The sequence below is a fragment of the Variovorax sp. GW460-12-1-14-LB1 genome, from assembly GCF_059423605.1.
Window position 1 is genome coordinate 42392 of the sequence record NZ_JBWKYF010000017.1, and the last position, 21007, is coordinate 63398.

Below are 21007 nucleotides of genomic sequence, written 5' to 3' on the forward strand. Positions count from 1 at the left end.
GTCGGGCGATACGCGTTGGGTATCGGGCGCTCGATCGGACAGATCGTGCGTCCCGCAACCACGCCCACCCGAACGCCGACGAGATCGGCAGCAGCAAGTTGCTACCGGTCCGGCGCCGCCCGCAGGCGGGATTTCATTTCTCCAAGCGTGGCGCGCCGGCGCGCATCGGGGCGACGACTTTCTCCTGCCATCGCCGGGAAAGACCACGCCGGGGCGAAGCGCCTTCCGCCCGCACGGTGTGACCGGACGCATGCGCGCAGTAGTCCAGGGCCTGGCGAAGTGCCGTGTCCACCCGGCGCAGGGAGATGCAATGCCGGTCCGCCACGTCCTGGCGGGTCATCTCCTCGATCTGCAGTGCCACGAGCACCGAACGATGCCGATGCGAAAGCCGCTGCATCGCCTGCTCCACGGCCTCCACGGCCGAACGCGCCTCGGCGATGGCATCGGGGCCGGGCGCGTGATCGGCCAGGAGATCGAGGGCCGTATCCCATTCGCCCACGTACTGCCAGGACCGGTCGCTGCGCAGGCGATCCATGGCCAGGTTGCGCGCCGTTCGATAGACATAGGCCCCGGGACTGCGCACGGGCTCCGATGCCGTCATCTCGCCCAGACGCAGCCAGGCCTCGTGCAGGCACTCGCTGGCCTGGTCGGAACAGCCGAGATCGCGGGCCAAGCGGCGATGCAGGTACGTGTAGTTCGCCGTCAGGAACGCCCGCAGCGCCACACCGACGGGCTCGCCGTGGCCCGCGAATGGCCCTTGAAAACAAGGACCGGGATCGAACTCAGCCACGGACATCGTCTTACTTGCCGGCATGGCGCAGCCTGGTCTTCTCGGCGTCGGTCAACAGCGACATCACCGACGCGTCGAACTGGTTGCCGTGTCCAAAGACCTGCACAGGATTGGCAGGGTCGTAGCGAGGCGAAGCGCCCGCCTGCGCGCCGGGGCGTGGCGGCGACGATGCACCCGCACCGCCCGACGGCAGGCTTTCGTTGCCGAAGCCCAGCACCCGCACCGTGAAGACCGAGGGCAGGTTCTGCCGTGCCGCGGCCCGCTCCTGGCGCATGGACTCCTGCGCCGCCATGGCCGCCGCCGACGCCGCCGCGCTGGCGGTGGTCAGTGCCCCGATGTTCACCGCGGCCACCACCGGCAGCCCGGTCGTTTCGCCCTTGACCTGGATGTTGTCGGCGTTGCGCACCTGCAGCGCGGCGATGTTGAGGTTGCTCGCGACCCGGATGCCGGCATCGCCCGCATCGATGGTGCCCCTGGGCGCGACCAGGTCCACGTCGCCTTCGCCCACGGTGCCGATGCCGGCGCCGCTCATGTCGCGCTTTTCCTCCACGGTGATGTTGCCGTCCACGTCCGACGTGACTTCCGGCGCCTGCGGAATGCGCACGGTCTTGGCGCCGCGGCCGGCGTCGATGTCGCCCTGGCTGGACCACAACACCTGGTCGCTGCCCAGCGGCTCGGCCTGCGAGACGAAGGACAGGATGCGCGAACGGTTCACGATGATGTCTCGGTCAGTGAACACATTGACCTGCCCCGGCGAGGCCAGCGTCACCAGGCCATATCCGTCCGGCACCACCGCGCCCAGCCCCGCCACCTGCAGGCCGCCGCCGGGGGTGAAGACGTTGATGTCGCCCCCCTGGTGGGTGCGCGCCGCCATCCGGGTCGCGGCGATGCTGCCCACGCCGGACCAGCTGCTGCGCCAGTTGTCCGGCAGGTCCGCGGCGTAGCGAACGGGCTGGCCTTCGGCCGTCGCACCGCGGAACAGCGTGTCGATGGCCGCGGAGCCGCGGCGGTAGCCGCCGTTGATCGGACCGTTCTGCCCATCGCCCCCGTTCTGGTCGCGCCCTCCTTCGCGCAGTTCATAGACAAAGACCTGGCGCAGGAACTGCTCGCGCACCAGCGGCGGCAATTGCCGGTATTGCTCCCACGCCTGCTGCGGGCTCAGCTTGCCGTCCGCAGTGCCGGTGAGGCTGGCGACCTTGTCGGCACCGAGCATGCCTTCCACGAAGGACACCAGGCCCCGGCGCGCCAACTTGGCCAGGTCGCCGCGGTTTTCCACCCCGTCGCTCAGGTACAGCGGCGCCACGGTGCCGTCGGCCAGGGTGGTCTTCAGATAGTCCGGCATGGCGGCCACGTTGGCCGGGTTCAGGTAGGCCCGCTCGAAGGCGTCGTAGCTGGCGGCCTTGTTCATGCCGGCCATCAGGGTGATGCCGGCGCCCTCGGCGGGCAGGGCCTTGATGACGTTCGATTCTTCGCCGAGCGGCGTTGCCGACACGTAGTCCCAATAGCGATTGGCATTGGTGTACAGCGACAGGTTGTTGCCCTGGATGTCGCGCCCGGCCAGCAGCAGCAGGGATCCCGGCCCTTGCAGCGCGGTGCGGCTGCCCCTGTCGTAGTAGTAGGCCGCCGCGTCGCCGCTGTATCGCGCATATCGGTGCGACAGGAGCCTGTTGGCGACAGCCAGGATGTCGTTGCCCGCCGCCAGCATGGTGGTGTCGGTGGGGCGCAGGTTGCGCGCGCTGAGCTCGAAGTTGCGGATGTCGGTGCCGGCCTGCACGTGCACCGATTCCGACGCGATCAGATTCAGGTCGCTGATGGAACCGGTCACCGCGTACAAGCGGCTGGGCGTGAAGTCATGCACCTGCATCGGCAGCACATCGGGGTTGTCGAACAGCTCCATGCCATTGAGGCTGTTGGTCAGGAACGTGTTCGTCACCGAGAAGCCGCCATAGACCGACTTCAGCGGCGCGCCGAACGCCGATGCCCCGCCCAGCGTGATCGTGAAACCCATCCACGGCCGGAATATCGACGGCCACTTGTCCAGCGTGGTCTGGGTCATGACGATGGCACCCGTGTTCTGCAGGCTGCTGCCGCGCAGGAAGCGCAGGTCTTTCGCGGCCAGCAAAGACAGGTCGCTGCTGTTCGCCGGCGCCATCGCCAGCAGGCCCGCGACGTCGATGTTGCCGCTCAGGGCCGACACGCTGACCTTGGCCGGGTACAGGCCCACCATGTCCGTCTGGAGCTTGGTGTCCGTCATGCCGCTCACCAGCCTGGTGGTGTTCTCCGTGTCGTTTCCTGCCACGAATTCCGACTGGTTGACCAGGCGCACGTTGCCGCCGGTGGACACCAGGCTGACGGCGCTGCGCTCTGTCTGACTGCTCATGAACATCGCATGGCTGGACGCGCCGCTGGTGTCCCGGTCGGCCTGGTCGACGTAGGCACGACGTATCTGCATCGGGTCGATCACGGTCTGCAGGACCAGGTCGCCCAGCGTCTGCAGCTTGAGCGTGGCGTCCGACAGCGCCAGCACGGGCGCGATGTCGTAGGAATAGGCGGTGTTGGGCCAGCTGCTCGAGATGCCGGTCAGGGCATAGCCGGAGGCGCTTGCGCCGGCTTCGATCTCGCCGGCGCCGCGGCCCACGTAGTACTGGCCGGCCTTCAGGGCGCCGCCTGCGCTCACCTGCAGCTGCCCGCCGTTGCGCGTCACGATGGAGGCCGCGGCATCGCCGGCGGAACGCCCGCCCGTGACGCGCATGGTGCTGGGCAAGGCCACCACCAGGTTCACCAGGTCGCCGCCCGCCGACAGCTTCACGTTGCCGCCGCCCAGCGCGCCCAGGCCCTGCTGGAAGCTGGCGTGGTTCACCCACCAGCTCGGTTGCTGGCCCCGGGCGGACATGACCGGCGCCCAGCTCTCGCCCATGTTGTACGCGTCGTAGTAGCCGGTGGGACTGCTGAGATCTCCGCCATAGCGGCCCTGGCGGAACAGCCATTCGGTCAGGATCTGGTCCGAACGCGCGCCCTGCGCGGTGGGCGCACGCACGCTGCCCTGGACCGCGACATCCACGTGGCCACCTGCGGTGCCGTACTGGGCATCGACGCTGGCGGTGTCGAAGCCGCCGCCCAAGGTGGGATCGGCCTCGGCCCGGCCTGCGGTGTACAGCGCGGACTCCTTGTGCGCCAGCACGAGGTCGCGCCCGGCGCGTACCGTCAGGTCGCCGCTGCCGGTGCGCACCAGCTTGCCGGCGCCCGACTCGGTGCCGGCCGTGCCCACGCGGATCGTGCCGGTGTCGGCTGCAAGCGCGCCCGATGGCCGCGTGGCCAGTGCATCGACCGACCCCAGGTCCGCGCCCGCCACCAGGCGCAGGTTCCACGACGCGGCCTGCTGCAGCCGCGCCGCCCGGCCCGCGCCGTTGTCGCGGCCCGCCACGTCGAAGCCGTCGCTCAGATGGCCATCGATGTTCAGGTTGCCGCCGGCGCGCAGCGTGAGCGTGCCTTCGCGGTGCGCCGCACCGAAGCTGTCGAACAGATTCCAGTCGCGGCCGAGCGTCAGGTCACCGGGGCTGGTGATCTCGATGCCCGCCGCCAAGGTGTAGGCGGCGGCATTGCCACCCAGCCTCGCCAGGATGCCGGTGTGGCCTGCAAAGGCATTGGCCTCGGCGATCGCCTGCGGGGCCACGGATTCCACCGTGCCATCCGTGCTGGCATGGCGACGCACGCCTTCGAGCACCGCGGAGCGCGCGCCCTGCACGGCGGCGTTCAGCGCCGTGACGTTCAGGCCGTCGTTGCCTGCGGTGCGCTGCGCCCGCAGTCGCAGCTTGCCGCCTTCGCCGCCGCTCAGGTCGAGCGTGCCGCCGGCCAGGTTCAGTTGGCCGTCGACCGCTTCCAGGTCGATGCGGCTGCTGCCCAGGCCATCGACGGCGTCGGTGGCATGGGCCGCCAGCACCGCGCCAGGCTGCATCGTCAACCCCGCCCCGCCGACCAGGCGGATGCTGCCGCCGTAGGCTGCGTTGGCCTCGACGCGCGCCGTGCCGTCGACAGCAATCACGCCGCGGTCGGTGATGACTTCGAAGTCGGCCACCCGCGTGGTGCCCGCGATCGTGAGGTCGCCCTGGCGGACGCGGAACTGGCGCGAGCGGCTGAAGCCCGCATCGTTGAGCGTTCGCGCCAGCGCGCCGAAATCGTCCAGCCGATCGATGGCCAGCGCAAAGTTGCCGCCGTTGCCGCCGGCACCGGACTGCGCTTGCACAGTGCCACCGAAGTGGACCCGTCCACCGGCCGATGCATCCACCGTCAGGCGGCCGGCGTCGCCACCGTGCGGATGGGCCGACAGGTCCAGCAGGCTGCCCGGGGCCAGGTCGATCAGGCCGCCTCGCGTCGCCAGGCTGATCTGGCCCGCGTCCACGTACTGGGCCGCGTCGAAGAAGACTTTTTCCAGGCCGCCCGCGTGCAGGCTGCCCTGCTCTGCAACCGTCAGGTTGCCCGTGCCGGCATCGACCGCAATGCTGCCGCCCAGCGCCAGCACCGGCAGCGCCACGGTCACGCCCTGGCCCGACAGGCTCAGGCGCGCGCCCAGGCTGGCGCGGCCCAGTGACGCCATCTCCTGCGCATCCAGCTGCGCGTCCTGCTGCAACACCAGTTGGCCTTGCGTTCGCAGGGCCTGGTCTGAGCCGGACACCCCTTGCAGCACCGGCGTGCGCAGCGTCAGCGCCGCCGTCCCGGCGTCCAGGCTCCCGGTGCCTTCGCCGGTGATGCGCCGGCTGGCCGACAGCAGCACCTGGTCGAAGCCGGACATCGTCTTGTCGCCCACGCCCAGCACCAGCTCGCCGGCCGACAGTTCCAGGCGACCACTGCCTGTGCCCGCGCTGCCGAGCGACGCGCCCGTGTTCTGCAGCGTCAGGTGGGAGGCCTGCACCTGCACGGCATCGGCGCCATGACCGCGCAGGGCTGCGGCGTCGAACACCACCTGCGCCAGGCCGCGCATGTCCAGCGAGCGATAGAAGTCCAGGCTGCCGTAGCTGTGCAGCGTCAATGACTGCGCGCGCGACAGCTGCGCCAGGGCGTCGGCGTCCAGCACCAGGCCGCCGCTGCCGCCGCCGATGCCGATGCGGCTCGCGGCCACCGACAGGGCCTTGCCCGACAACTGCGCGCCGGCGGCCATCTCGGTGTTGTTGGTAGCGTCGAGCAGCAGCGCCTCGCCGCCCTGCAGCAGCGCACCGGCGCCGATGCGCACCTGGCCGCCGACCGTGGTGTCCACGTTCTCGCGCAGCGCCCGCACGGCCTGGCCGCTGCTCACGCGCACCAGCGCACCCCAGTCTTTGGAAGGCGTGACGATGTGGTCGTCGCTGGTGTCGTTGGGCGTGTTGTTGTCGCTCCACACGGCCGCCACCTGCGGCTTGAGCACCAGGTTCGCCTCGTCGCCCGACGCGGCGCCGTGCGCGCGCAGCACGCTGCCCGACTCGATCGACACGGCATTCGCCGCGGCCAGGATCACTTCCGGGCCGCTCAACGCGGTGCCTGCCGTGTTGCGCAGCACCACATCGCTGGCGGCCACGTCCACCTGCAGGCCGCGCACATTGCCCGTGCGCGTGCCGCCCACCAGCAGGCTGCCCGCGCCGAAGCGCGTCAGGCTGCCGGCATCCACGACCAGGTAGCCGTCGGCGCGCAGGTCGCTGCTGTCCTGCCCCGCGCCGACGATGGCGATCTTGGCGGCGGCAATGTCCACCAGGCTGCCGCGCCCGCCCGCATCGGGTTGTGCGCGCAGCTCGCCGTCCAGCGTCAGCGCGCGGTCGGCCTTGAACACCACGGCGCCGCCATCGCGCGCCAGGCGCGGGGTCACGACGTCCTGCCCTGTGAGGCGGTATTGCGTCAGCTTGAACGCATCCGACGAGAAGAAGGCGTTGCCCCGCGCTTCGTTGTATTCACTGACCTTGCGCACCAGGCTGGCGGGCAGCACGCGCCAGCCCGAGGTCGTGGCATCGCGCGCGCCGCTGACCGTGTTCTGTTCCCGCCCGGCCACGATCGTCGAGCCGTCGCGCAGGCTCACCACCTCGCCACGGGACGCGGCCCACGCCGGCAAGGCCTGGCCCGTGCTCTGCACCGCGAAGGCGCCGGGCAGCAGCGCATAGCGCGCCGGCAGCAGCGTGTACCAGCCGGCGCCCAGGCCGCCACCGGCCAGCCAGACCTTCTGGCCCGCCGCACCGCCCGCCACGGGCGACAGGCCCTGGTAGCCCGGCAGCACGGCGTACATGCCGGGCAGCGTCAGCACGTCGTGCGAGCCGCCCGAGCCGGGCACGTGCTCCCACGCATGCAGGTCGCCCCCGCCCGCGATGTCCACCACCGCGCCCGCGGCCATGGCCACATCCGGCGCTTGCAGGAGCACGCGCTTTTCCGGCAGGGACGACAGGTAGCGGTTTTCGTCCAGGGAGCTGGCATCGCCGGCATTGACGCGATTGCGGCCCTGCGGGTTGGCCGGGTCCAGCCAGTACTCGGCGTTGCGCAAGCTGCCGTAGAGCACGTCCAGGCCCGCGCCGGACACCGAGGTCAGGCTGTTGGTGCCCAGTGTCAGGCGCTCGCCGGCATTCAGCGCGATCTGCCCGAAGGGCGCGCGCAGCACGCCGTCCTGCTCGATGACGGGCGCATTCAGCGTCAGGCTGCCGCCGGCCGACAGAGGCGCCGCGGCGCTCCCGTTGCCGCGCACGGTGATGGCCTGGTCCGAGTTGATTCGCGCCGTGACGGCGGTGGCCGGGTAGACCTGCGCCGCCTTGATCTCCAGCGCGCCACCCACGTCGAGCGTGGCCCGCAGCTGCGGGTCGTCGTAGTCGGTGCCGCCTTCGCTGTAGGCGCCCGCCACGAAGCGCAGGTCGCCGGTTTCCAGCACGGTGCGTTCGAAGCCGCGCAGCTTGACGTTGACGGGCGATGCCGACTCGCCCTTCGCACCCCTGCCTGCGATGTCGATGGCCTGGGTGGCCGACAGGATCAGTTCGCCCGCATTGCGGGCCGGGGCGCCGACCGCGCCCACTGCACCTGTCAGTGGGTTCAGTTGCAGATGGTGGGCATGCAAGCGCACCACGCCGCCCAACCCGTCGCTCTGGATGACCGGGGCGGTGATGCCCAGGCGACCGGCGACGCTCAGGTCGACGCCGCCGGCCAGCTGCACACCCACTTGCGTGGAACGCAGATCGACCGCCGAGAGGCCCGTGTCCTGCAGCGCCTTCGCCGACACGTGCAGGGTGCCATCCGAGGTGGCGATGTTGCCGATATTGATCTTGTGGCTCAGCGCCGTTCCGGTGCCGCTCCAGAAGTACTTGTTGAGCAGTTCGACCACCCGCTTGTCGATGGTGGCGTCGTGTTCCCACGGCGCCCTGTCGGCGCCCGGTCCCGCGGCAAGCGCCGCACCCGCGTCGAGGACGAGCCCCTTGCTGCTGGACACCGACGTCGGCAGCGTGGTGTTGATCGCGGTGCGCATGGCGCTGCTCATCTTGACGTCGCCAGCGTACTCGTCGCGCACGTCGAGGTTGCCGCTGGTGCCGATGATCCGCGCGTACTTTTCGCCGTTGAACGTGTACGTGCCGGTGGGGCTCTTGTAGTAGAGGAAGGAGCCGATGTCCGGCGCCACCAGGTCCCCGGACGAACTACCGGCCGCGCTGGTGTCCGTGATGGACAAGGACCCGCCCGCCGCCTGGGCATTGCCGCCGTGGGCGCGCAGCCTGGCATTCATGGCACCGCCGGCGGCGGCCTCCATCGCGACCGCGCCGCCGTCGCTGCCCAGTTCCTGGTCCGCGCGCCGCAGGGCGCCGAGCGCCCCCGTGCCGCGGTCCCAATACGCCACCGTGCCCCGCGCGCCCGACACGTCGATCAGCGCACCGGCCTGCGCGTCCAGCGTGCCGGCGCTCAGTGTGACCGTGCCGCCCGGCAGCACCTTGCCCTGGGGCAGGCGCATGGCCGGGTCGTGGAAGATTTGCGCCACGCCGGGCAGCAGCAGCTCGGCCCCGTCGGCCAGCGTCAAGGTGTTCTTGGCGCGGATGTTCAGCGTGCCGGCCGGCGCCTGCAGGCGGCCCGCCACCCGCACGGAGGCCTGCCCGGACCCGTCCGCGTCCAGCGAGATCGCGCCGCCGGTTTCTGTCTGGATGCTGGCGTTCGCGTCGATGCGGATGCCGCCGCCGGTCGCGCCGGTCGCCAGCGACAGGCCGCCGGGCGCGCGCGCGGCGCGGCGCTGTTCGCTCAGTTCGTCCAGTGCCTTGGGGGCCAGCACGTCGCCCAATGCGCTGCCGCTGGGCAGCGTACGCAGCGTCGACACCGCGGCGGGCATGTCCCAGCTCGTGGGCTGGATGTGCACCTGTGCGCCTTCCGCGACCACGACGTCCCCGCCGAGCGAACGGATGCCGATCGTGCCGAAGCCGCGCTCGGCGTACAGGGTCTGCGGCAGGTGCAGCGGCTTGGCTGCGCCCGATGCCTTCCCGCCCGTGGCGTCGGCCGCGGGCGCGGCGCCGCCCACCTGCACGTCGCCGATCGCCGTGAGGGTGAGCCGGGACGCATCGCCCCCCGCCCAGCCGCGCAGGTCCAGCGTCTCGAGCGCCGTGTTGTCGAACGCCGTCAGGCTGATGGCCCCGCCGTTGCCCGCCTTCACCTTGCCGGCCTTGCCGCCCGCCGTGGCACCGGACAGCCAGCCGCCGCCGGACACGTCCAGCGCCGCGCCGGCGGCCACCTCCACGTTGCCGTACACCGTGCCCAGGCCCTCTTTCATCGGGGTCCCCAGTGCGATCGAGCCGCCGTGGATGGCGCGGCCCAGCGTGACGCCGCTGCCGGTGTCGTTGACCCACTGGCCCGCGACGCTCAGCAGGCTGTTCGCCCCCAGGCGCAGCACGCTGTCCGCCTTGCCGCCGGCGCTCAGGGCAATGGAGCCGCCCGGGGCGATGAGCTTGCCCTGGATGTCGAAGTTGCCGGGGATGCCCTGCCCGTCGTAGACCGCGGCCGTGAAGCGCGCCCCTGGCTGCAGAGTCACCACCGCGCTGTCTTCCAGCACGAAGCCGGTGTTGAGGTTCAACTCGATGGCGCCCAGGCCTGAATGGCTCAGCCCCGCGGCGGACAGCCACGTGGTGCGGCCCACGCCCGCGCCAGCGCCGGGGGATTGCCCTTCCGGCTCGGTCAGGAAGGCGTCCTTGCCCAGCGGGCTGTCGATGCTGAAGCCCGCCGGCAGCAGCGCGGGCTTGTCGCTGATGACGACCTGGCCCAGGGTCCACATGCCCTCTTGCGCCCGGTTGGAACCCACCGTGAGGCGGCCGGCCCGAGGCAGCTCGGCCACTTCCTGCACCCGGTCGCCGGGCTGCACCGAGCCCCTGAACTCGCCCTCCAGGATGAAGGCGCTGCCGGCACGGATGTCGATCGAACCGGCATTGCGGCCTTCCTCGTAGCCCGGCTCCCAGCGCCGCCCCGACAGCATCGGATTGACATAGGTCTGCGTGACGCCCCAGCGCGCATGCGCGTGCAGGTACTGGCCCGCGATGCCCGTGTAGGTCATGTCCGCCGGCGCGGACGACATGGTGTAGGTGCGCCCGTCCGCGCCGCGCAGCAGGGTTTCCGTGTTCCAGCCGTCGCTGTAGCGCACCGAGCCGCCGGACACATCCAGGATGGAGCCCGGCCGCGTGATCACCGAGCCGTTGGACTGGATGGTGATGTCGCCGCCTCGCGCCGCCAGCTCCGACAAGCCCACCAGGCCGTTGCCCACCCAGCCCGTCACGTCCGCCAGCGGGGTGCCGACCCAGACGCCCTTGAGCGCCTTGCCGGACTCGTCGGTGACCCATTCGACGCCCGCCATGAGCCCCTTGAAGGCACCCGACCTGCGTCGATCCACGATGACCTTGCGGCCGTACAGCCAGGTGTTCGCCTGCAGGTGGGAGTCGCGCAGTTCGTTGATGCGCAGTTCGGCCTCGACGAAGTTGCTGGCCATGTCCACCGGCATCTGCATCAGACCCGCGGTGCTGACGGTGGCGTGCTCACCGATGAGGATGCGGCTGCCGTCGCCCACTTGCGTGTTGCGCTGCAGGGCCGCCGGGTTGGCCTGGGCCTGGATGTCGATGTGGCCTGCGGCGGCGGTGACCTGGGCACGGGTCTGCACGTCGATCGTCTTGCCGTAGAGCTCGATGCGCCCGGGCTGGTAGCGGTTGGCCAGCGAGCCGCTTTCGATCCGCGTGGTGTCCTGCCAGTCGTTGACGACCTGGGTGATGCTGTCCGGCCCCAGGGTCAGCGTGCCGCCCGACCAGGCCGTCAGGCGCGGGACGTCGGCCGCCAGATTGATATCGATGTTGTGCACGCCCTGGCCCCAGGCGCGCAGGCGGATGGAGCCCGTGCGGTTGTTCAGCGCGGTGCTGGCTTGCAGGATGCCGCCCTGGTGGATCTCGCGCGACACCATCGTGATGTCGCCGTGATCGGCCTGGACGATGCCGGTGTTGTGCACGCTGTAGCCGACCTGGGCCGCGCGCTGCTCCATCAGCGGCAGGATGTCGGACACGATGCGCCCGATGAGATAGGGCTGGAAGGCGGGCGCTGTCTGCGGATTGATCAGGAACTTGGCCGGAAAGAGCCAGGGCCGCACCGACGAGGTGACGGCATCGAAGCCGCGCACGGTGGGGCTGATTTCCTTGGCTTCCAGCCACACGTTTTCGCCGGCGCCCAGCAGCGTCTGGCCGCTCGGCGTGCGGATGCTGCCCGCATTGCTGACCTTGGGCGCGAACATCAGCACGTGGCCGCCCTGGCCCGTGATCTGCGCACCGGCCAGCACCTTGACGTCGCCCGGCGGCTTGCCCGGATCGAAGGCCGGGCCCATGTCGGCGAACTGCACGTTCGAATCGGCCGGCATCTGCTTGGAGTTCTCGCCGAAGGTGGGAATGCCGACGCCCACTTCGAGGCCGCTCCAGTAACCGGGGTCACCCGATTTCGCGCCCAGGCGCGTGTTGAGACCGGCCTTGAACTGTTCGTCGCTGAGCTTCAGGCTGGAGGCGACCAGGTTGCGCACGTTGACCTGGCTGCTGCCGGTGAACAGGATGCCGTTGCGATTGATGAGGTAGACGCTGCCCTCGGCCTCGATGCGGCCGGCGATCTGGCTGGGTCGGCCACTGGGGTCGTTGATGCGGTTGAGCGCGATCCACTCGTTGGCGCCGGTCTTGGCGTGGGTGCCGGCACGCTGGTCGAACTTCACCGTCGTGTTCTTGCCGACGTTGAAGGTCTCCCAGTTCAGGATGGCCTTGTCGGCGGTCTGCTCGATGGTGACCGTGGTCCTGCCGTTGGCTGCGGCCTGCACGGGGTCCCTGGCGTTGAGCCAGCCGGCGGTCAGCGAATTCGTGTCGACCTTCAGGCCGCCTTCGGTAAGACCGTCCGGCGCGGAGTCGCCGCTGGCCAGCGCCTCAGCCCGCTTCTGTGTCTGCTGTGCCTGCTGCGCGGCGATCGCGCGCGCGGCCAGGTTCAGGTTGGTGATGGACGTCTGCAGCTGCTGGCTCGCCGCCGACGACGGCTGCGTCGGGTGGATCAGGCTGGACGCCGGCGCGCCGTTCGGCAGCTTGCCCGTGGCGATCGCGCCCGCCTGCGCCGCGCCCTTGTCGGCGAACCACGCCGGGCTGAACGCCCGCTGGGCGTGCGCGCTGCCGAGGACCCCACCGGCAGCCAGCGCCACCGCGATGGCCCGCGCGAGGGGCGCCATCCTGAAAACCTGCTGCGCCGCGCGCGCCGGTCGATTCTTTTCGTTGCACCCACTGATGGTCATGTCTCGTTCCCGCCGAAGTAAAGCCTGTGCCGAAGGGGCTGTGCGCGTCGCGCAGGCCAGCCCCATTCAAGAAGCCCCTGCGATGGCGATCGAAAGCCAAGGCGACAGGAGCCGTCAGTTTCTTGACGGGACGGAAACGTCGAATTCCAGAAGAATATTTTTGGCCTCGTTGTGGGCGCGCGCGTGCTGCTGCGGCCTTGGTCCGGAAAGTCCTTGCAGATCAACGGCCAGGACGCGCTGCACCTCGGCAAAGTCACGAAAGCTTCACAGTGGCTGCGCACGCCAACCATGGGAAGCCGTGACATCGAGACAGGGTCACCACCCAACCCCGAGGTCCACCTCTAGCTCAGGACCAGCACGCCGGCGGGGAGCGACCGGGCGTTCAAACCGAAGGAACGCTGCATCTGGAGCAAGGCCAGATCGAGGCGGTCGAGCTTGAAGGTCGCGGTGACCGTTTTCCCCCGCAGCGAATCCACCATCAGGACCACACGCCCGGGGCGGTAGCGATTGATCTCGTCCAGCACCACCGACAAGGGCGCCTGCTTGAACACGAGCTCACCACGCCGCCAGGCGGAAGCCACCTCGGGGTCCGCGGCGGCGATGCCGCTGATCGAGTGGTCGCGGTAGACCGCTTGCTGGCGTGCCAGCAGCACACGGTCGCCGGCCGGGTGCTCGATGCGCACGCGCCCCGCCAGGCAGGTCACGCACACACGCCCTTCCAGGCGGCTGATCTCGAAGCGCGCCGATTCCCCAATGCTGCGGCCGGCGCCGGCCACGACGCTGAAGGTGCGCGCACTGGGCAGCATCTCGATCGCCGCTTCGCCGTTCAGCAATTCCAGCCCCTCGGCCTGGTCGTCCGAGGCCACCCGGCGGATGCTGGTGCGGGTGTTCAAGGTCACGTCGATCTGGTCGGACCACGCGATGGCACGCTGCTCGCCGGCGGCCGTGCGCCAGTCCGCACGCCATTCATTGGCCGCGGGCCACAACCCCAAGGGCGAATAGACCGCCACCCCCGCGACACCGGCCGCGGCGGCTGCGCCGGCCACGCCCAGGAAGGCCCGACGGCTCGCCGCGGGCTTGCGCAGGGTCTCGCGGTGAAGGCTCGCCGCTTCGGCGTCGGTGCGCACCAGCCGGTTCAGTGCGGGTTGAAGCACGCGCCACTGCTGCCGGGCCTCGATGAACGCCGCCTGATGCAAGGGACTCGCGTCGCGCCAGCGCCGGAACGCCTGGGCCTCCCACTGCGTGGCGGCGCCCGAATGCAGCTTGCGCACCCACGCGCGCGCGTCTTCGCGCAGCGTCTCGGGAAGCGTCGGTGGTGGAGGGTGCGTCGTCATGTCGGTTTCAGGGGCCCCGTACTTGATAGACGGTTGCCGACACCGCAATCCGCAAACTATTTCTTCGTGCCGTCATGAAGACCTGCCAGGGCGCGGCTCCAGCCGCGAGAACAGAAGATCCTGCGCGGCCTTCAGTTCGTACTCGACGGTCCGCACAGGAATGCCAAGCCGCGTGGCCACGTCCCGCTGCGACCAGCCCTCCAGGCGAACCAGCAGCAGGATTTCGCGGCGGCGCGGCGGCAGGCGCGACAGCAGGCCGTCCAGCGCCTCCAGCTGCGAACGGGCCTCGGCGACCTCGGCCGGACCGGGCGCCGGGTCCGGCAGCTCGTTCATCAGCATGTCGATGTCGTCGGACAGCAAGACCTGGCTCTGTGCGCGCCGCACGTCGATGGCCAGATTGACCGCCATGCGCAGCAGGTACGCCTGGGGCGTGGCAATGGGGCCCGCCATGGGCTGGCTGCGCTCCAGCTTCAGCCAGGTTTCGTGCAAGGCGTCTTCCGCCAGTTCGCGATTCCCCAGCCGCACGGCCAGGCGCTGCCTGAGCTGCTCGTAGCGTTGCACCAGGAAGCTGCGCAGCAGCGGGATGACGTTCTCCGTCATGCGTCAGTGCACCGTGGCACAGCGGGGTCCGGGCAACACGTCGTGCGGGAGGATGGCCAGCGTGAGCGGCAGCGCCAGGTCCACCGGCGGAGGATGGTCCATCTTCAGAGGAGCCAAGGCCGCAAGCATGGCGGCGTCCCGCGCAGGGTCTCCCGAAGACGACACCAGGCGGGCCTGGCCGATGCGGCCCGACGCGGTCACCTGCAGTTGCAGGATCGCGCGGTAGTGGCCGGGGGCCGTACGCAGATCGGCGCACAGCGCGTCCCAGACACGGGCCTGGACCAGGGCGTCGTACCCGCGTGGCGAACCGGCGGTCGATGCCAGCCCGGGCGCCGCGGCGACGCGCTTCAGGATGAAGGCACCGGAAAGCTGCGTGTCCACGTCGTCCGCGGTGAAACCCGTGCCGGCCAGCAAGGCCCGCAAGGCGGCATGCGGCGTATGGCGCCCGCGCACCGGGGCCGAAGTTCGCCCCGCCACCCACTCGTCGATGAACATCACCGATCGCCCCGACACCGCGGCGTATTGCGCCAGGGCAGCCGCCAAGGGCTGCGCCGGCAGATCGAAGTCCAGCAACTGCGATTCGGGCGACGCGCGGGTGGCGGCATCTGCCGACTGCACGTCGGTGCCCGCGGCCACGGCCTTCGCTGTCGATCCCCAGGCGATGCAGACGCACACCACGGTGCACGTCAGGCCGGAGACAAAGGCTCGCACGAGCCTGTCGTCCCTGCCCCGGCCCAAGCCCCGTCCAACCACTCGCCCACGACCACCATGCGCTGAAGTCAACAAGGAAGAAGTGGATCGTGTCAGCAAGCTTGTGGGCAGTATTTCAACTCCTGCAAGCATCACATCGGCGAATGACGACCGCGTGACGACCGGCATGGCCGGGCGCGCCGCGGCGGGGCGCGGGCAGCGCCCTCTTCCGTGACCGGCTCTGCTAGCGCCCCGGCGTCAGCTGGATCCGTTCCACCGTTTCCTTCTCGACCGCGCCACGGCTGTAGACCAGCGGCACGTACTTGCCCTCGAGCCACAGGGGCGCCAGGTCGCGGTAGTTCGGGCTGTCGGGGTTGCCCGACTGGCCCGGCGTGTTGATGACGCGCGAGGCGTCCCAGTTGCCCACGTCGAGCACCATGCGGAACGACGCGCCCGAGGTCAGCTTGTAGTCGTTCGCGCGGTAGGTGGCCGCCATCGGCGTGAACGACGAGCCGGACATCGGCCAGTCGCCCACCTCGAGCTTCTTGCGCGTGGCCGCATCGACCACGCCGCCCAGCGGATGCCGGAACTCCGCGCGGTGCAAGGCGCCCCACTTCCACGCCGCCGGGTCGGGCCCGAGCTTGGTGGACAGCTCCTGCATCGCGGCAGGCAAGGTCGTCAGCAGCAAGGCATCGCGCTGCGCGTTGCTCACCCAACCGGACGGGTTCTCCAGCAGCAGCACCATGCGCGTGTTGTCGCCGGGCGCGGCCAGCGCGGCAGCGGCATCGCCCGCCCCCGCCTTGAGCACGGCCTGGCGCAGGAACTTGCTGCTCCACACCTCGTACAGCGCGGCGGCCGCGCTGTCGCGGTCCATGGCGCCGTCCCAGCCTTGCAGCAGGCGCAGCGCCGCCGCGGTCTGGGCGTCGTCGCTGCGCTGGCCGGCCAGCAGCTTCAGCACGCGCTGCGCCGGGGTCGCGACGATGTCGTTCTGCATGCGCTCCGAGTCCTCGATGGTGAAGCGCGAACCCGCCGCCACCTTGGCCGCGAACAGTTCCTTGAGCCGGCGCGCGCGGGCCGCATCGCTCCACTCGTAGCCCACGCCTTTCTTCGCAGCCGGATGGTCGGGCGGGATGTTGTTCTCGTTGGCCGTGACCACGTAGCCGCGCGCGGGGTTGAACTCGGACGGCAGCTCGTCGCCGTTGCGAAAGCCCGACCACTCATAGCGGCCGTCGCCCGGCACGGGCATCAGGCCGTCCCAGTTCGGACGGATCGGCGTGAGGCCGCCCGGAATCCAGCCGACGTTGCCGCTGCTGTCGGCATACACCTGGTTCTCGCCCGGCGCGCCCCAGCGGTTCATGGCCGCGCGGAACTGGTCCCAGTTGCGCGCGCGCATGTAGTCCATGGAACCGAAGTACGGCGCCATGCCGGGCTCCAGCCAGGCGGCGCGCAAGGCGAAGGCGCGGCGCTTGCCGGGCTCCGCGACCAGCACCGGGCCGTGGCGCGTGAAGGTGTTGACCACCTCGCGCGGCGCGGCCTCGCCCTTGACCGCGATGCGCTCGGTGACGCGCGTCATCGGCTCCCAGCGGCCCTGGTAGCGGTACTCCTCGGGGTTGGCCGGGTTGAGTTCGTACACGTACAGGTCTTCCTGGTCCATGTAGAAGCGCGTGAGGCCGAAGGCGATGGTGCCGTTGTGGCCGATCGACAGGCCCGGCAGGAAGGGCTCGCCCGCGCCGATGGCGTCCATGCCGGGCGCGCTCAGGTGCGTCATGTAGCGCAGGCTCGGCGCGCCGTGCGCGCGGTGCGGGTCGTTGGCCAGAATCGGCCGGCCCGTGGACGTGAGCTTCGGCGCGATGACCCAGTTGTTGCTGCCGTAGGCGGCCGTGGGGTCACCTTGCGATGCGCGTTGCTCCGCCTCGTCCTGCTCGGCCTTCGCGGCGATCGCCTCGGCGCTGCCGGGCAGCAGCGCGACCGGCGTGGAAGACGCGCCCGCGTTCACGCCCACGCGCGTGTTCTCCTTGGTGAAGCGCGGCGCATCGGTCGCCCGCAGGTAGGCCGCGCGCAGCTCCGCCACCGGAAGGCTGCAGGGATCGAAGCCGTCGGGCACCTTCGGCGTGACCGGCGGATCGAGCTCGCGGCGCAGCCAGTCGGCCTTGACGCCCGGCGCGCCGGCGCAGAAGGCGCGTGCGCGGTCGACCTCCGACGTGAAGTTGAGCGTGAGCCCGTGGTGCCGGATGCGCACCACGTCCTCGGGCGACCACGTGGCCGGCTGGTAGCCCAGCAGCGCGAACTCGGTCGGCAGCAGCGCGGGCTGCGCGCGCACCTGCGCCACGTAGGCGTTGACGCCGGCCGTGAAGGCCTCGGCCACGCGCTTGGCGTCGGAGCCGTAGGCCAGCCATTCGCGGTACATGTCGCCGCGGTAGAGCACGGCGCGCGCGGCGCGGTCGCTCTCGACCCAGGCGGGGCCGAAGTCCTTCGCCATCTCGCCCAGGCCGCGCTTGCGCCACAGGTCCATCTGCCAGAGCCGGTCGCGCGCGGCGATGAAGCCCTGCGCCACGAAGGCGTCGTAGAGCGTGCCGGCGTACAGGTGCGGCACGCCCCAGCGGTCGACCAGCACTTCGGCGGGCTTCTCCAGACCAGGCACCGCGAAGGATGAGGAAGGGCGCGTGGGCGTGTTCACGCCCGGGGCATTGGACGCACACCCTGCGAGGGCGAGCACCGCCAGCGACACGGCGCCCAGGGAAAGCCGATGGTTCATTCTCTTCATGCAGTTCGTCTCCGGTCTTGTTGTGGATTGGCAGCGGGCAGTATCCCGATTTCTGTCACCCACCGGGTTACAAGGCATGACTTGTAGACTGGCGCGCTATGCAGCCCACCATCCCTTCAACCTCCTCCTGCGACAGCTGGCTCGCCGGCGCGATCCGCCGCATCGAAGCCGACTACCAGCGCAGCGCCGACACGCACCTCATTCCGCTGCCGCTGCCCGCACTGGCCGCGCACGGCATCGACCTGTACCTGAAGGACGAATCGACGCACCCCACCGGCAGCCTCAAGCACCGGCTCGCGCGCTCGCTGTTCCTGTACGCGCTGTGCAACGGCTGGGTGCGCGAAGGCACGACCATCGTCGAAGCGTCGAGCGGCTCCACCGCCGTGAGCGAGGCCTACTTCGCGCGGCTGCTGGGCCTGCCCTTCATCGCCGTGATGCCGCGCAGCACCTCGCCCGAGAAGGTCGCGCAGATCGCCTTCTACGGCGCGAGCTGCCACTTCGTCGACCACGCCGCGCAGGTGTACGACGAGGCCCGCGCGCTGGCCGAGCGCACCGGCGGCCACTACATGGACCAGTTCACCTACGCCGAGCGCGCGACCGACTGGCGCGGCAACAACAACATCGCCGAGAGCATGTTCCAGCAGATGGCGCGCGAGCGGCATCCGGTGCCCGCGTGGATCGTGGTGGGCGCCGGCACCGGCGGCACCAGCGCCACCATCGGGCGCTACCTGCGCTTTCGCTGCCACGACACGCAGGTGTGCGTGGCCGATCCCGAGGGCTCGGTGTTCTCGGCCTACCACCGCAGCGGCGACACGACGCTCACGGCGCCCGGTTCGCGCATCGAAGGCATCGGCCGCCCGCGCGTGGAGCCCAGCTTCGTGCGCACGCTGGTCGACCGCATGCTCGAAGTGCCCAACCTCGACTCGGTGGCCGCCATGCATGCGCTGTCGGCGCTGCTGGGCCGCAAGGTCGGCCCGTCGACCGGCACCAACTTCGTCGGCATGCTGGCCGTGGCGCACGAGATGCGCGCGGCCGGCCAGCAGGGCTCGATCCTTTCGCTGCTGTGCGACGCGGGCGAACGCTACCTGCCGAGCTACCACGACGCCGACTGGGTGCGCAACGCCTTCGGCGACATCGCGCCGGCGCAGCAACGCATCGACGCGCTGGTGGCGGGTTGACGATGGCCCTGCGCGCACCCAGCGGCCTCATCGCGCGGCGGCAGCTGTTGTTGCTGGCCGCGCTGGCCGCCTCGGGCGCGCCGCATGCCGCCCGGGCCCTGCCCGCGAAGGCGCTGCAGTTTCCGCGCGACTTCGGCAGCCACCCCGAGCTGCGCACCGAGTGGTGGTACATCACCGGCCACGGCCAGACCGCCGCGGGGCGCGCCTTCGGCTTCCAGGTGACCTTCTTCCGCTCGCGCGTCGACGCCACGCAGGCCATGCGCTCGGCCTTCGCCGCCAAGCAGCTGGTGTTCGCGCACGCCGCCGTCACCGACCTCGAAGGCCGCGTGCTGCGGCACGACCAGCGCATCGCGCGCGCGGGCTTCGACGTGGCCTCGGCCAGCGAGGCCGACACCGACGTGCGGCTGCGCGACTGGTCGCTGGTGCGCGACGCCGGCAGCGGCGCCTACACCGCGCGCATCCCCGCCGGCGAATTCACGCTCGACCTGCGCTTCGCGCCGTCGCAACCCGTGCTGCTGCAGGGCCGCGAAGGCCTGTCGCGCAAGGGCCCCGAGCCCGAGCAGGCGAGCTACTACTACAGCGAGCCGCAGCTGCAGGCACAAGGACGCCTCACGCTGCAAGGCCAGGCCCCGCTCGAGATCGCCGGCACCGCCTGGCTCGACCACGAATGGAGCGAGGCGCTGATGCACCCCGAAGCCGTGGGCTGGGACTGGATCGGCATGAACCTCGACGACGGCAGCGCGCTCACCGCCTTCCACCTGCGCCGCCGCGACGGCAGCGCGCTGTGGTCGGGCGGCTCGTTCCGCGCGCGCGGTGGCGCGGCGCGCATCTTCCAGCCTGGCGAGGTGCGCTTCGAGGCGCTGCGCAGCTGGACCAGCCCGCGCACGCGCGCGAGCTACCCGACGCACTGGCGCATCGACACGCCCGCGGGCCGCTTCGAGGTGCAGGCCCTGCTCGACGACCAGGAACTGGACAGCCGCGGCTCCACGGGCGGCGTGTACTGGGAAGGGTTGAGCGAGCTGCGCGATGCGCAACAAGGCCGGCGCGTGGGGCGCGGTTACCTCGAGATGACGGGGTACGCGGCGCCGCTGCGGCTGTGAGCCGAAGCACAGCGCGATGGGCTACTTCACGCCCTGGCTCAGCGCCTGCGCCGTGTTGCGCGACAGCGCGCGGACGTGGTCGTCGATCGCCGAAGCGACGGGCGCGAACTCGGCAGTGCTCAACCGCTTGAGGTCGCGCGGTTCCGGGAAATCCTTGAGTTGCCGCACCCGTTGCCGCTGCTGGGCGAGCATCGGCTCGTAGGCCGCGAGGTTCAGCGGCGGGTCCATGACGAAGACCTTGGCTTCGATCGCGGGCACCGCGAAGTACCGCGTCGACCCCAGCATGCTGCGCGTGAAGAGGCCCGAGTTCTGCATGACGCTCTCGCCACAAGGCCCGCCGGTGCACTCCAGGCGCGCCTGCGTTCGCGTCGCCTCGACGAGGACCACCGCGGCAATCTGGTCGTCCTTCAGCTTGCGTGTCGCCCACGCCTGCGCAGGATTCGCGATCCATCGATCGTGCTTGAAGACGGCCAGCGCGTTGACGGAGGTCGTGGCAAAGCTCGTGAGGCGCACCACCTGGAAGCCGGCTTTTTCGAGCTCCGACGTGAAGGCCTCGTAGACCTTGGCCGTGGGGTTCCAGGGGAACGGGTACGTGGTCGAGAAGTTGTTGAAGACGGTCGTGCCCACGTGCATGTGTTCCGCGGATGCGGTGGGGATGCGCACCAGCAGGCCGACCTTCGCGCCCTTCGCGAGCTGGCCGCCGTTCGGCGGCAGCGGCGGCGGGGTCATGCACCCTGTCAGTGCGAGCGCCACGAAAAGTGCGAGCAGCCGTCTGCGCATGGGGGTCTCCTCCATCTTC

9 protein-coding genes are annotated in these 21007 nt (G+C 70.6%); 2 read left to right on the forward strand and 7 right to left on the reverse strand.

All coding sequences use genetic code 11. From position 1 onward, the window contains the following. Positions 1-133 precede the first annotated feature (133 nt). From AC07Y4_RS11465 to AC07Y4_RS11490, 6 genes are all read right to left on the reverse strand, one after another. Positions 134-814 (reverse strand): RNA polymerase sigma factor, encoded by a 681-nt coding sequence (locus AC07Y4_RS11465; protein WP_495274554.1) that lies wholly within the window; start codon positions 812-814, stop codon positions 134-136. Beyond that, positions 801-12479 carry a filamentous hemagglutinin family protein gene (locus tag AC07Y4_RS11470; RefSeq protein WP_495274555.1) on the reverse strand — a complete coding sequence of 3893 codons (11679 nt, stop codon included), beginning with the start codon at positions 12477-12479 and terminating at the stop codon, positions 801-803. The genes AC07Y4_RS11465 and AC07Y4_RS11470 overlap by 14 nt, the downstream gene beginning before the upstream one ends. 404 nt (positions 12480-12883) lie before the next feature. Then, positions 12884-13876 (reverse strand): FecR family protein, encoded by a 993-nt coding sequence (locus AC07Y4_RS11475; RefSeq protein WP_495274556.1) that lies wholly within the window; start codon positions 13874-13876, stop codon positions 12884-12886. A 72-nt stretch (positions 13877-13948) separates the two neighbouring features. Beyond that, complete coding sequence (locus AC07Y4_RS11480; protein WP_062474055.1) at positions 13949-14476, reverse strand: RNA polymerase sigma factor; 528 nt, start codon at positions 14474-14476, stop codon at positions 13949-13951. A 3-nt stretch (positions 14477-14479) separates the two neighbouring features. After that, a complete protein-coding gene (locus AC07Y4_RS11485; protein ID WP_495274557.1) occupies positions 14480-15187 on the reverse strand; it encodes an STN domain-containing protein in 708 nt (235 codons plus the stop codon). Between the two features lie 223 nt (positions 15188-15410). Further along, entirely contained in the window at positions 15411-17930 is a 2520-nt protein-coding gene (locus tag AC07Y4_RS11490) for a penicillin acylase family protein (protein ID WP_495274558.1), read from the reverse strand. Positions 17931-18028: 98 nt separating this feature from the next. On the opposite strand from AC07Y4_RS11490, the gene AC07Y4_RS11495 reads away from it, so the two are divergent. Both AC07Y4_RS11495 and AC07Y4_RS11500 read left to right on the forward strand, forming a co-directional pair. Further along, positions 18029-19108, forward strand: coding sequence for a PLP-dependent cysteine synthase family protein (locus tag AC07Y4_RS11495; protein ID WP_495274559.1), 1080 nt, complete (start codon positions 18029-18031; stop codon positions 19106-19108). 2 nt (positions 19109-19110) lie between these two features. Next, positions 19111-20208: a lipocalin-like domain-containing protein gene (locus AC07Y4_RS11500; protein ID WP_495274560.1), complete on the forward strand. Its 1098-nt coding sequence runs from the start codon at positions 19111-19113 to the stop codon at positions 20206-20208. Between the two features lie 21 nt (positions 20209-20229). Here the strand turns inward: AC07Y4_RS11500 and AC07Y4_RS11505 are convergent, their stop codons facing one another. Further along, positions 20230-20988 carry a hypothetical protein gene (locus tag AC07Y4_RS11505; RefSeq protein WP_095746040.1) on the reverse strand — a complete coding sequence of 253 codons (759 nt, stop codon included), beginning with the start codon at positions 20986-20988 and terminating at the stop codon, positions 20230-20232. Positions 20989-21007: the final 19 nt, after the last annotated feature.